Here is a 12,696-nt window from a genome sequence, read left to right as displayed (position 1 = left end):
GGCAAGCCCGGTGCAGCATAGCATCCGAGCGTCGCGCCTAGATTCTCAGCAGACCGGCCGCGCGCAGCAACTCACCGGTCTCGAACAGGGGCAGCCCGACCACCCCGCTGTAGCTCCCGTCGATCCGTCGCACCCAGTGGCCGGCATCGTTCTGGATTCCGTAGGCCCCCGCCTTGTCCAGGGGGTCACCGGAGGCGACGTAGCGCTCTATCCAGGCCGCGGGAAGCTCGGCGAAACGGACATCGGTCACCGACAGTGCTTCGACCGGCTCGCGGCCCGGCACGAGCAGGGCCACGGCACTCATCACCTGGTGCGCCCTGCCGGACAGCTGCTCGAGCATGGCTCGGGCCGCCTCGGGCGTGCCCGGCTTGCCGAGGATCCGACCGTCGATGACGACGCTGGTGTCGGCCGCGAGCACGGCACGATCCGGCTGGCGCCTGGCCACGGCGGCCGCTTTCTCCAGGGCCATGCGCTGGACGTAGCGGCGCGCCGCTTCTCCCGGATGCACCGACTCGTCGATTTCGGCTGCCTGGACCTCGAAGAGGAGACCGAAGCCGGACAGCAGCTCGCGGCGCCTCGGGGATCCGGAGGCGAGGATCAGATCAGCCGCCACGGTGATAGGGGTGTCCACTGAGGATGGTCGAGGCGCGGTAGAGCTGCTCGGCCACCAGCACGCGCACCAGCATGTGCGGAAAGACCGCCGGCCCCAGTGACCAGCGCGCCTGACAGCTGGCCAGCAGATCCGGATGCAGGCCCTCGGCGCCACCGATCAGGAAGCAGACCGGGTCGCCGTCCTGCTGCCAGTCGGCGAGATGTCGAGCCAGGACTTCGGTGGACCAGGGCCTGCCCGCCCCGTGCATCGCGATGCGGCGCGCCCGCTCGGGGATCCGATCGGCCAGGGCCTGGGCTTCGGCCTCGCGCTCGCGTCCGGTGGCCTTGCGGCCGGCCACCGGCACTTCGATCAGTTCCAGCGGGAGATGCGGCGGCAGACGGCGGGCGTATTCCTGCCAGCCCTCCGCGACCCAGCCAGGCATGCGCTGGCCGACCGAAATCACCCGCAGATCCATCCGGCGGGCGGCTCAGATCTGGGCGGACTGGCTGGCGGGCGGTGCCGACCAGAGCTTCTCGATGTTGTAGAAGGCGCGGGTCTGCGGCAGCATCAGGTGCACCACCACGTCGACCAGGTCGACCAGGACCCATTCGGCTTCACGCTCCCCTTCCACGCCCAGGGGCTGGACCCCGGCCGCCTTGGCGCGCTGCACCAGCCGGTCGGCCATGGCCTTGACCTGGCGGGTGGAGTTGCCGCTGGCAACGATCATGAAATCGGCAAAGCTGGAGCGATCGCGGAGGTCGATCACCTGGATGTCTTCGCCCTTGGCATCGTCGAGGACCGAAACGGCCAGATCGCGAAGGGCTTCAGCGTCGAGGACAGGTTGTGCGTTCAAGAATCCGTTCTGGCAAGCATGGGCAGAAGAGCAGTCTACTCCCTTTGCCGCCCAGTTTCATGCACCGGCGGCCTGAGCGTAGAGCCCGTGCTTGCGGATGTAGGCCAGCACCGTGGCCGGCAACAGGAAGCGCGGGTCGCGACCGGAGGCCAGCTGACGTCGGATATCGGTGGAGGAAATCGCCAGCTGGGTCACTTCGACCTGACGCACTCGGCCCGCCGGCGTGGTCATCAGATCACGCGTGCGCTGCACCCGGCGTTCGGCGAACATCTCGCCCAGATCCTGGGGGTAGCGCGGCCGGCTCCGGGGGCGGGTCATGATGACCAGATGGGCCAGATCGAACAGCTCGCGCCAGCGATGCCAGCGATTGAGTCCGTTGGCGGCGTCCTGGCCGACGCACAACAGCACCGGCGCATCGCCCGCATCGGCACGCACGCTGGCCAGGGTGTCGACCATGAAGGAGGGCCCGGAACGGCGCACTTCCCGATCGTCGACGGCCAGATCCGGATAGGGCGCCAGGGCCAGCTCGAGCATGGCCAGGCGATGATAGGCGTCTGCCCAGGTGCCCTCGCGATGCGGCGGGTGGCCCGCCGGCAGCAAGCGGAAGTCGCTGACCTTGAGCTGCTCGGCCACCTCGGCCGCCGCGCGAAGGTGTCCGTAGTGAACGGGATCGAAGGTGCCCCCGAAGATGGCGATGGCGTCGTTCTTCATGCCGCCAGACGTTCGCGATCGTTCAGGGCCAGGCCGACGCAGAGCCGCTCCAGATTGAGCCAGAATTCGTCGCGGGCGTTCGACTTGGACTGGCGATCGAGGTCGGACAGGCGAACCAGGGCCTGCCGAACCGTGCCGGGATCCATGCGATTGACCGCCGCTGCAAGGGCTTGATGCCTGGACTGCCAGATCTTCAGGGTATCCAGCGCCTGGCCCAGCGGCATCTGCTGGCTCAGCGACTGCAGGGATTCGATCAGCTTCAGCTCGCGGGCCAGCGCGAAGACGATCATCGGCTGCGGCGTATCGGTCTCGGCCAGGCCACGGATGCAGCGCACCGCCGCCCCGGCCTGGCCGGTGACGGTCAGTTCGGTCAGGCGGAAACTGTCGAAGCGGGCGCTGTCGGCCACCGCCGAGCGCAGGGCCTCGACGTCCAGGCAGGCGCCGCGGCCGTAGAACAGGGCCAGGCGCTCGACCTCCTGCGCGGCGGCGAGGAGATTGCCTTCCAGGCGCTCGGCCAGGAAGCGGCAGGCCGCATCGTCGGCGCTCAGCCCCCGGCTGCGCAGGCGGCGTTCGATCCACTGCGGCAGCTGATGCGCCTTGACGTTCCAGCAGGGTACGAACACGCCGACCTTGTCCAGGGCCTTGAACCAGGCCGATTTCTCCTGGGCGATCTCCCAGGCCTGCGCCTTGACCAGCAGCACGTCGTCGCTGCCCGCCTCCGCCCAGTCGCGCAGCGCGGCGCCACCGTCGCGGCCGGGCTTGCCGCTGGCCAGACGGACCTCGATCAGACGGCGACTGGCGAACAGGGACATGGACTCCCCGGTCGACCCCAGCTCGGACCAGTTGAAACGTGCATCGGCCTCGAGCACCACGCGCTCGGCGATCTGCTCTTCGCGCGCTCTTCGGCGCACGGCGTCACAGGCCTCTTCGACCAGCAGCAGCTCGGGCCCGGCCACCAGGTAGACCGGCGCCAGACCGCGCTCGAGCGTGCCAGCGAGCCGGTCCGGGAAACACTTCATGTCTCGCCGAGCCCCTCGAGGCGGCGCAGGACTCGCGTGGCCATGGCCTGGCGCAGGTCCGAGCGCAGGAATTCCTCCTCGCGGGTGGCCGCCAGGATCTCCTGCTCGTCGAAGCTGTAGTCACGGGTCAGACGCAGGGTTTCCCGGTCGATGCGCAGGACGCCGTCCGGATCGCTCAGGCTGAGCGTCAACTCGAAGATCAGCACGAACTCGCGCACGCGGGCATCGCCGGCGATGGTCAGGGGTTCGCGGCGCAGGCGCTCGGAGACGATCACCAGCTCCGCCTGCGATTCACCGGGGCGGGTTTCGACCTCGACCCCATTGGCCTCTAGCAGGCGCTCGAGCTCGCGCAGGAAGGGGCTCGACTGATCGCCGGACACGATCAGGGTGCGCTCCATGAAGGCCGGCAACTGCGCCTCACCGCGCAGCTGGAAGCCACATGCCACGGTCAGCAGGGACAAGGCTAGAACGGTCAGGATACGCATCAGTTGGCCACGATGTTGACGATCTTGTTCGGCACCACGATCACCTTGCGAACGGTCAGATCGGTCAGGAAGCGCGCCACGTTTTCCTCGGCCAGGGCCTCGGCCTCGACCTGATCACGAGGATGGTCCGGCGCCACTTCGATGCGGCCACGCACCTTGCCATTGACCTGCACGACCATGGTGATCTGATCGCGCTTGAGCGCTTCGGGATCGACGTCGGGCCAGCCGGCGTCGAACACGGAGCCTTCCCGACCCAGCTGCGTCCAGAGCGCCTCGGCGATGTGCGGCGTCACCGGAGCGATCAGGCGAACCACCCCTTCCCAGGCTTCCTGACACAGGGCACGGCCTTCATCGGACTCGGCCCGGAAGCGATTGAGGTGGTTGCAGAATTCCATGATCGCGGCGATCGCGGTATTGAAGGTGTAGCGACGACCGAAGTCATCGCCGGTCTTGGCGATCGTCTCGTGCAGCAGACGGCGCAGTTCGCGCGCCTCGAGCGCCCGACCGCCACCTTCGGGCTGCTGGCCGGCCACATGCATCTGAACCCCGGTCCAGAGCCTGCGCAGGAAGCGCCAGGCCCCTTCCACGCCGGCATCCGACCATTCCAGGGACTGCTCCGGCGGAGCCGCGAACATGGAGAACAGGCGCACCGTATCGGCGCCGTAGTGATCGACCAGGGCCTGGGGATCGACCCCGTTGTTCTTCGACTTGGCCATCTTCTCGATGCCGCCGGGGACGACCGGCTGCCCGTCCGAGGCCAGAATGGCACGCTTGATGCCACCTTTCTCGTCGCGTTCGATCTCCACGTCGGCGGGGTTGAACCAGCTGCGACGCCCGGCGTCGTCTTCGCGGTAGTAGGTTTCGGCCAGCACCATGCCCTGGGTGAGGAGATGCTCGAAGGGCTCGGACACGCCGACCAGACCTTCGTCGCGCATCAGGCGGGTCCAGAAGCGCGCGTAGAGCAGATGCAGGATGGCGTGTTCGATGCCCCCGATGTACTGATCGACGGGCATCCAGTCGGCCGTGTGTTCATCGACCATGGCCTGGTCATTGCCGGCGCAGGTGTAGCGCAGGAAATACCAGGACGAGTCGACAAAGGTGTCCATCGTGTCGGTCTCGCGGCGCGCCGCAGCACCGCACTTCGGACAGCTCGTGTTGACGAAGTCCTCGCAGCGATTGAGGGGGTTGCCGGCGCCATCGGGCACGAGATCCTCCGGCAGGCGCACGGGCAGGTCTTCCTCGGGCACCGGCACGTCACCGCAGGCCTCACAGTGGATGATCGGAATCGGGCAGCCCCAGTAGCGCTGGCGGGAGATGCCCCAGTCGCGCAGGCGGAACTGGATCCGCGACTTGCCTGCGTTTCTGGCTTCGAGGGCGGCGACGATCGCCGTCGCAGCCTCGGCACAGCGCAGGCCATCGAAATCACCGGAATTGACCAGGCTGCCGTCCTTGGCCGCGTAGGCATCGTGCCACTGGGTGGCGTCCCAGGTGACGTCCTCGGGCAGGCTGACGACCTGGCGGATCGGCAGCTGGTACTTGTTGGCGAACTCGAAATCGCGCTCGTCGTGCGCGGGCACGGCCATGATCGCGCCCTCGCCGTAGCCCATCAGCACGTAGTTGGCGACCCAGACGGGCAGTTCGTCGCCGGTCAGGGGATGGATGGCCTTCAGGCCCGTGTCCATGCCGAGCTTTTCCTGGGTGGCGATATCGGCTTCGGACACCCCGCCCTTCTGGCACTCGGCGATGAACTCGGCCAGGGCCGGGTTGTGCTCGGCGGCGGCGCGGGCCAGAGGGTGCTCGGCAGCCACGGCCATGTAGGTCGCGCCGATCAGGGTATCGGGGCGGGTAGTGAAGACCTTGATCGTGTGATCACCGCAGGCGAAATCGATCTCGGCGCCTTCGCTGCGCCCGATCCAGTTGGCCTGCATGGTGCGCACGCGCTCCGGCCAGCCCGGCAGCTCGTCCAGTCCGGCCAGCAGCTCGTCGGCGTAGTCGGTGATGCGCAGGTAGTACATCGGGATCTCGCGCTTCTCGACCAGGGCACCGGTGCGCCAGCCGCGGCCGTCGACCACCTGTTCGTTGGCCAGCACGGTCTGGTCGACCGGGTCCCAGTTGACGGTGCCGGTCTTCTTGTAGGCCACGCCGCGCTCGAGGAGCTTGAGGAAGAACCACTGGTTCCAGCGGTAGTACTCCGGGTCGCAGGTCGCGAGCTCACGGTCCCAGTCGATGGCGAAACCCAGCGCCTTGAGCTGGCCACGCATGTGGTCGATGTTGTCGCGGGTCCACTTCGCCGGTGGCACGCCATTGGCCATGGCCGCGTTCTCTGCCGGCAGGCCGAAGGCATCCCAACCCATCGGCTGCAGGACGCGCTTGCCGTTCATCCGATGGAAACGCGAGATCACGTCCGAGATCGTGTAGTTGCGCATGTGGCCCATGTGCAACTTGCCCGAGGGATAGGGAAACATGCTCAGGCAGTAGAAGCGTTCACCGCTGCCGCGCTCGGCGCGGTGGCTGCCCGCTTCCTCCCAGGCCTGCTGGACGGACGGTTCGATGGCGGAGGGGTTGTAGGTCTCTGACACGTGCTTGGCTCGTTGCTGCGGGTCCGACAATGAAACGACACCGTCGACGCGAGGTCGACGATGCCGATTCGAGGATTCAGACCGGGAAGTATGCCCCAAACCGCTGGGCATCGCATGCCGTCGAGGCCCTTCGGGCCCGACGGGCGGGGAACGAGACTACCGCGCGCTCCGAACCATCCAGGCGCGCAGCAGCAACAGCGCGCCGAGGACGAAGAGGACGAGGCCCCAGGACGGAATCAGATAGACCGAAATCAGGGCCAGCAGCAGGGCCGCCAGAGCGAAGGCCAGTGCGTCCTGCACTCGATCGTGAATCAGATCCGAGCGCTGAGTGAACACCAGCAGCAGTTGATCCAGGCTGAGCTTGCCGCCGCCCATGAAGGCCAGCGGCAGCAGCATGGCCAGGAACAGGAAGGGAATCCGGAAATTGCCCCGGAACTCGCCGTCCTCCATCACCCGCGAGACCGAATAGCCCTGCCAGAGCTGGCCGAGGCTGTCCCAGTCAGCCGGCCAGTGAACGGCGGCGATGGCCACGGTGGTCACGACCAGCAGCGTCACGGCGAAGAATCGGGTGAACAGACCCAGGGCCAGGGCCAGGCCGGCCACGATCTCGGTCCAGGTCACCATCATCCAGTTCAGATTCGCCGACAGCATTCCGAAGGGAAAGGCGAACTCCTGATTGACGAACCATCCGGGCGCTTCGCTGCCGACGCGAAACTTGTTCATTCCGGCCGTAAAGAACTCGTGGGCCAGCAGCAGACGCAGACCCAACGGGGCCAGCCAGTCACCGGCGGCGCGCAGGCGGTCGGTCAGTTGATCGTAGAGTTCGCTCATTGGATCTCGGCTCCCTGATGATGGATGGGTGTGGATTCAGCGAGAAGACCGTGCCCGCCCGAAAAATCTTGCAGGCGACGACGCCATCCGTCGCCGGCCAGGCCTCGTCAGTTCTCGCCGAGAAACTCGAAGCGGTCCTCGAACAGGCGATCCGAAGGCGGTGCTTCGACGAAGATCGTGACCTGATCCAGGCCGACCTGCTGATCGCTGTCGATGGCCCGGGCGCTGATCACGTGCGTGCCCACGATCAGCTGGCTGGTCTGGAAGGACGGACCGCTGCCGATCATGCCCTGGAGATTGGACGACCAGCGCAGTTCGGCATCGAGCGAGCCATCCTCCGCATCCACCGCCTCCCCGCTGAAGTCGATGGCGGCACCGACGATGAAGCCCTGACCGTCCAGGGGGGCGTCGATGATCACCACCGGCTCGGTCATCGAAGGGTGGATGCGAAGATCGATGAAGGCGATCCCCGGCACGCCGTTTCCGGCCACCACGCGCGCACCGATACGGTGCTGACCGACGCTCAGGCTCGACACCGGCAGGCTGGAACCGGTGCCCAGCACGCCATCGAGATCGGAACGCCATTCGATCTGCGTGCTCAGATCGCCGTCGTCGGGGTGGCTGGCCGTCCCCTCGAAGCTCACCAGCTGACCGGCATCGAACTCGGCCGCGTCGGCCGGCGACAGAATCGTCACGCTGGGGGCATCGGCCGAGGCCGTGATGGTCAAGGGCGCCGGTTCGGAACGGTCATGCGACTCGCCGAAACTGCCACCGTCGTCGACCAGCACGACATCGAGAAGCAGATAGCCCGACGCCCCGCTGGCGATCTCGTAGCTCAGATCGCCGCTGACCGGGTCGATGGACGGCGCCGAGGCGAGCAGGCCCGGATTGCCTTCCACGATGGTGAACTCGAAGCTCAGGGCCTGATCGCTCTCGTTCGCCGCCCCCGGATCGATCTGGGTGGCATAGGCAGGCACCACCACCGGTACTCCGGACACGGTGGCATTGATCGACGTGGTCGAGGGCGAGAAGGACGGCGGGTCATTGACCGGCCAGACGGTGATCGTGACGGTCCCGGTCACCGTTTCGATGCCATCGGAGACCCGATAGCTGATCTCGGCCGTACCGAATTCATCGGCCGGCGGCGTGTAGGTGAACAGGCCATTGCTGGACAGCTCCACGGTGCCGCCGGAGCTCATGTCCGTCGAGGTGGCTTCGAAGCTGCCGGCATTGACCACCACCAGGGGCTGGCCCGTGTCATGGCTGTCGTTGGCCAGCACCCCGTCGTCGTAGACGAAGCTCGTCGAGCCGCTGCCATCGACGTCCCAGGCGATGAGCGCCCGGTCCTCGTTGATCGCCCGGATATCCTCGACCGTTCGCGGCAGGGCCGCCGGGGTGGCGTTTCGCTCATAGGCACCGATGTCACAGCCATCGAAGAGATCGCCGATGTCGCCCTGATCGACGGCGCGGGTCATCGCGATGCGGTCGTGTGAGCCACGCTGATCCGTCACCTGCGAGGAGCAGCGCCCCTGGTCCAGCGGCAAGGCGCCCTCGGCCAGGGCGTGGGTCAGGGTCGGGCCGCCATTGTCGGCCAGCGGCTCCAGGCCGGGATCGAGATCCGGATTGCTGGCGAAATCGTTCTGGGCGTTGGGAATTCCGAAGGGAAACTGGCTCTGGACACCGACGTTGTTGCTGATGAAATTGTGTCCCAGGCTCTCGTACTGGCCGCGGAGATTCGGCGCCGGATCGGAACTCTGATCGACGTTGCGGGCAAGGATGCTGTTGAACAGCACGACCTCGTCCTGGGCCGATGAGTAGATCGCACCCCCGTGGAGAAAATCACCGTCGGAATCGCTATCGGCCACGTTCAGCGTGAAGGTGGAATGGCGAATGCCGACCTCGGAGACGTCGGTGGGAAAGTTCGGCCCGCCGATCGCGATCGCGCCGCCGACACCGGTCGTGCGGTTGCCGCTGAAGGTGCTCGAATACACATCGAGTGTCGACACGGCCGTGGCGCTGGAAGAAAGCATCCAGATCGCGCCACCCCCCGCATCGGAGCCCGGGTTGCCGCTGACCGTGCCGAAGCTCTCGTTCTCGATGAAGGCACTGCGCTCGATGACCACGGTCTGGAAGCCACCGATCCAGATGGCCCCGCCGCCGCCGTCGTTGATGGCACTGATGCCCTGGGCGGTGTTCGATTCGAAACTGGAATCGCGAATGACAGTGGTGCCGCCGAGTCCATAGACGATGGCCAGCGCCCCGCCTGCATAGGCCGCGCCATTGTTGCTGAAGCGCACGCCTTCGATCGTCAGCTGGATGCCCGAATGCCGAGCGTAGACGCCGCCGCCAATGCCCTGCAGCGTATCCTGGGTGCCGGCATAGCCACCGTCGATACTGAGACCACGGATGAGGTAGTTTCCGGCCGCCGTGGTATTGCTCAGTTCCATCACGCGGCTGACGCCGATGCCCTGCAGGGTCAGCAGATCACGATGGGGGCCAGCGATCTCGACGGCCTCGGTGAACACCAGCGGGGCTTCGATCACGATACTGGCCGGCAGGATCGAGGGATCGAACTCGATCCGGTCGGCGAGGCCGGATTCCCCGGCCAGGCATTCGCCGGGCAAGCTGCCGCTGGGGGCATTGTCATTGGCGGCGGCCACCGCCTCGAACAGGGTGCATAGACCGTCGTCAGCGAAACCCGTCGAGGACAGGGTGCCGGTGGAATTGACGGTGATGACGGCGGCCTGGGCCGCCAGGCTCATGGCCCAGCCAAGAAGCAGGAAGATCGGGCGCATCGGACTCTCCAGTGGATCGATGCGCAGTAACGCACCAAGGAGTGCGAAAGGGGATCATTCGGGTCCGGAACGCGTTTCCGAGCGCCCCGGCAGGGTCTGACTGGCTGGCTCAGGCGGCCTGAGCGACGGTCTGCAAGCGGCGAATCGTGTCGACCTCGGCCATCAGCTCTTCCAGCGGGGGAAAGTTGAAGTCGCGCTCCAACAGGGTCGGAACGGGGCCGAGGCGCCGATAGGCCGAGGCGAGGAGGTTCCAGACCGGATCGACCACGGCAGCGCCATGGGTATCGACGATCAGGTCCTCGGCCTCGTGATGGTGCCCGGCGACGTGGATGTAGGCGACGCGGTCGGCCGGAATCCCCGCCAGGAACTCCTCCGCGTCATAGGCATGATTGACGCTGTTGACGTGGATGTTGTTGACGTCGAGAAGGAGCTTGCAGTCGGCGCGCTCGATCACGGCCTTGACGAAGTCCAGTTCGCTCATTTCCGCCCCGGGCGAGGCGTAGTAGGAAATGTTCTCCACGGCGATCTGCCGGCCGAGATGGTCCTGGACCTGCGCGATCCGATCCGCCACCCAATCGACGGTTTCCGGCAGGAAGGGCAATGGCATCAGATCGTAGAGATGACCGTGCTCCGAGCAGTAACTCAGGTGATCCGAGTAGCAGACCGCCTCATGCGCATCGAGAAAATGTCGCAGGCGCTTGAGAAAGCCCTCATCGAGTGGCTCGGGCGCCCCCAGGGACAGGGACAGACCGTGAACCAGCAGGGGGTAGCGCTCGGTGAAGTAGCGAAACTTGCGACCCAGACTTCCGCCCACGCCGATCCAGTTCTCCGGCGCCACTTCCAGGAAGTCCGGCGCCGGACCTGAATACTCCCGCAGCGGGCCGAGCAGGGCCCGACGCAGGCCCAGGCCGGCCCCCTCGACAGGGAGCCGGCCCGGATTCATGGACGATGGGGCGCTCAAGCCTGGCCGCAGGAGCCTTCGCCGCAGGAACCTTCTCCGCAGCTGCCTTCGGCATCCTTGTCGTCGTCGCCTTCGCCTTCACCACAGGCACCCTCGCCGCAGCTGCCTTCGCCGCAGGAGCCCTCTCCACAAGAGCCTTCGCCACAGCTGCCCTCGGCCTCGCTGTCTTCGTCATGGCCCTCGCCTTCACCGCAGGACCCTTCTCCACAGGAGCCCTCACCGCAGGAGCCTTCGCCGAAGTTCGGCTGGTCGAGCATGAAACCGGCGTCCAGGGCATCGGCCTGGAACAGCTGTTCACCCGCGGATTGTCCGGCCACGGCAGCGGCCGAAAGGGTCAGTGCGGACACGGTGCCCAGGGTCGAAATCAGAAGCTTCTTGTCAGCCATCGTTGTTCTCCATCGTCTTGAATCAAAAAAACGGAATGGCCCGAGCATTGCCTGTCACCGGACCGCGATCCACTCGGACCTACCGAGGGGATAAAGCACTAGACCGCCGGGCTTGCCAAATGCTTTCAAAAAAATCCGGCGTCGGGGAAGTCTTCCAGATCAGGCTCATCGGATGCAAGTCGTCGGCTGAAGTTCCCGGCCAGGCGCTTGCCTTCTTCGACACCCCATTGATCGAAGGGGTTGATCTGCCACAGCACGCTCAGCGCGAACACGGCGTGCTCGAAGCTGGCCAGCAGGTAGCCCAGGGAACGAGCGTCGAGCTCCCGGCCGAGCAGCAGGGCAACGGGACGATTGCCGGGCATGCGCTGACAAGCCCGCCCTTCCTGACGACCGAAGGCCAGTGCCTGGGCCTGGGCAAGCAGGTGCGCAAGCTGCGTGCGCTGCCAGGCGGGGTCGGCCTGACGATCCCGCACGGTGCCGACCAGGATCAAGGAATGATCGTCGGCGCCCTGGTGCAGGGCCTGGAAGATCGAGTGCTGGGCACCGGTTCCGATGCCGCCGAACACGAGCGGGGCGGTTGGCCGATCGAGGGGCCGGTCATCGAGATCGGCGCCCTTGCCCAGGCTTTCCATGATCAGCTGCTGCAGAAAATCCCCCAGCAGGGACAGTCGCGGCTCATAGGAAATCACGCCAAGGGTCGGCCGATCCAGGCCGCGACGGAAATGGTGCAGGAGCACGGCGAGCATCGTCGCCAACTCGCGTTGGCCACCCAGGTCCCCCTGCGCCGCCAGGAAGGCCTGATCGGCCTCGGCCGCACCGTCGAGAAGCGACTCGAAGCGTTCCCGCCCGATGGACGCGGCCGCGCTGACTCCGATGGAGGACCAGAGCGAGAAACGCCCGCCAACGCTATCGGGGAAGCCCAGGATCGCCTCATCGGGGAGGCCGAACTCACGGGCTCGATCCGGGCGCGCCGTCGCCGCCCAGCTGCGCTCGGCCCAGGCCGGGCCCAGCCAGTCACGAACAACGGCGGCCTGAACGAGGGTTTCTTCGGTGGTGAAGGATTTCGACGCCAGCACCATGCCGGTGCTCGCCGGGTCGAGTTCACTCAACAGCGCTCGGCAGCTTCGAGAATCCAGGCTGGAGAGCCAGTGAACACGCAGCGCACTGTCGCCCTCGGCCAGCGCCCGATCGATCAGACGTGGGCCTAGATCCGAGCCGCCGATGCCGATATGGATGAGATCCGAAAGACCGGCCTGGCCCGAATGCAGGCGCTCGGCCTGCTCGAGAAATCGCCGGGTCGATTCCGGACGTGGCTGCTGCCGAAGCCGGGTATGGGTCGCGGACTGACCTTCGCTGGGGTTGACCTGCTCGCCCGCGAACAGGCGCTGCGTAGCCGATTCGAGGCCGACCTCCCGGAGTTCGCTGATGATCGCGTCGAGCGCAGCGTCATCGATCGGCACGCGCGACCAGTCAAACAACCAGTT

At 66.5% G+C, this 12,696-nt stretch carries 12 protein-coding genes; all 12 read right to left on the bottom strand.

Translation table 11 applies throughout. The features are described from left to right. Positions 1-37: 37 nt before the first annotated feature. On the bottom strand, positions 38-631 hold the full coding sequence (locus WM2015_RS02950) for a Maf family protein (protein WP_245609801.1): 594 nt from the start codon (positions 629-631) through the stop codon (positions 38-40). Then, complete coding sequence (gene rlmH, locus WM2015_RS02945) at positions 603-1,055, bottom strand: 23S rRNA (pseudouridine(1915)-N(3))-methyltransferase RlmH (RefSeq protein ID WP_311550932.1); 453 nt, start codon at positions 1,053-1,055, stop codon at positions 603-605. Before rlmH ends, WM2015_RS02950 begins: the two co-directional genes overlap by 29 nt. A 24-nt stretch (positions 1,056-1,079) precedes the next feature. Continuing rightward, on the bottom strand, positions 1,080-1,445 hold the full coding sequence (rsfS, locus tag WM2015_RS02940) for a ribosome silencing factor (RefSeq protein WP_049724641.1): 366 nt from the start codon (positions 1,443-1,445) through the stop codon (positions 1,080-1,082). 57 nt (positions 1,446-1,502) lie between these two features. Next, positions 1,503-2,156, bottom strand: coding sequence for a nicotinate-nucleotide adenylyltransferase (nadD, locus tag WM2015_RS02935; protein ID WP_049724640.1), 654 nt, complete (start codon positions 2,154-2,156; stop codon positions 1,503-1,505). Then, positions 2,153-3,175, bottom strand: a complete 1,023-nt coding sequence (holA, locus tag WM2015_RS02930; RefSeq protein WP_049724639.1) for a DNA polymerase III subunit delta — start codon at positions 3,173-3,175, stop codon at positions 2,153-2,155. The genes nadD and holA overlap by 4 nt, the downstream gene beginning before the upstream one ends. Next, positions 3,172-3,660 carry an LPS-assembly lipoprotein LptE gene (locus tag WM2015_RS02925; RefSeq protein ID WP_049724638.1) on the bottom strand — a complete coding sequence of 163 codons (489 nt, stop codon included), beginning with the start codon at positions 3,658-3,660 and terminating at the stop codon, positions 3,172-3,174. The genes holA and WM2015_RS02925 overlap by 4 nt, the downstream gene beginning before the upstream one ends. Beyond that, entirely contained in the window at positions 3,660-6,239 is a 2,580-nt protein-coding gene (leuS, locus tag WM2015_RS02920; protein ID WP_049724637.1) for a leucine--tRNA ligase, read from the bottom strand. The genes WM2015_RS02925 and leuS overlap by 1 nt, the downstream gene beginning before the upstream one ends. Positions 6,240-6,395: 156 nt before the next feature. Continuing rightward, on the bottom strand, positions 6,396-7,070 hold the full coding sequence (locus WM2015_RS02915) for an HvfX family Cu-binding RiPP maturation protein (protein WP_049724636.1): 675 nt from the start codon (positions 7,068-7,070) through the stop codon (positions 6,396-6,398). A gap of 107 nt (positions 7,071-7,177) precedes the next feature. Next, positions 7,178-9,865 carry an Ig-like domain-containing protein gene (locus tag WM2015_RS02910; protein WP_049724635.1) on the bottom strand — a complete coding sequence of 896 codons (2,688 nt, stop codon included), beginning with the start codon at positions 9,863-9,865 and terminating at the stop codon, positions 7,178-7,180. Positions 9,866-9,974: 109 nt separating this feature from the next. Further along, a complete protein-coding gene (locus tag WM2015_RS02905) occupies positions 9,975-10,808 on the bottom strand; it encodes an HvfB family MNIO-type RiPP peptide maturase (RefSeq protein WP_049724634.1) in 834 nt (277 codons plus the stop codon). A 14-nt stretch (positions 10,809-10,822) separates the two neighbouring features. Continuing rightward, the gene (locus WM2015_RS02900) at positions 10,823-11,212 is read right to left on the bottom strand and encodes an HvfA family oxazolone/thioamide-modified RiPP metallophore (RefSeq protein WP_049724633.1); all 390 of its coding nucleotides are present in this window, start codon (positions 11,210-11,212) and stop codon (positions 10,823-10,825) included. Positions 11,213-11,337: 125 nt separating this feature from the next. Beyond that, positions 11,338-12,690, bottom strand: a complete 1,353-nt coding sequence (locus WM2015_RS02895; protein WP_169751076.1) for a glucose-6-phosphate isomerase — start codon at positions 12,688-12,690, stop codon at positions 11,338-11,340. Between the last annotated feature and the right edge of the window lie 6 nt (positions 12,691-12,696).

The sequence above is a fragment of the Wenzhouxiangella marina genome (genome assembly GCF_001187785.1).
GTDB classification, from domain to species: Bacteria; Pseudomonadota; Gammaproteobacteria; order Xanthomonadales; family Wenzhouxiangellaceae; genus Wenzhouxiangella; species Wenzhouxiangella marina.
The sequence above is the reverse complement of the archived record's forward strand: the minus strand, read 5'-3'. Positions and strand labels throughout refer to the sequence as shown.

Coding starts and splice junctions, on each gene's coding strand:
- nadD (WP_049724640.1), bottom strand. CDS start 2,156: ATGAAGAACGACGCCATCGCCATCTTCGGGGGCACCTTCGATCCCGTT.
- holA (WP_049724639.1), bottom strand. CDS start 3,175: ATGAAGTGTTTCCCGGACCGGCTCGCTGGCACGCTCGAGCGCGGTCTG.
- WM2015_RS02925 (WP_049724638.1), bottom strand. CDS start 3,660: ATGCGTATCCTGACCGTTCTAGCCTTGTCCCTGCTGACCGTGGCATGT.
- WM2015_RS02915 (WP_049724636.1), bottom strand. CDS start 7,070: ATGAGCGAACTCTACGATCAACTGACCGACCGCCTGCGCGCCGCCGGT.
- WM2015_RS02910 (WP_049724635.1), bottom strand. CDS start 9,865: ATGCGCCCGATCTTCCTGCTTCTTGGCTGGGCCATGAGCCTGGCGGCC.
- WM2015_RS02905 (WP_049724634.1), bottom strand. CDS start 10,808: ATGAATCCGGGCCGGCTCCCTGTCGAGGGGGCCGGCCTGGGCCTGCGT.
- WM2015_RS02900 (WP_049724633.1), bottom strand. CDS start 11,212: ATGGCTGACAAGAAGCTTCTGATTTCGACCCTGGGCACCGTGTCCGCA.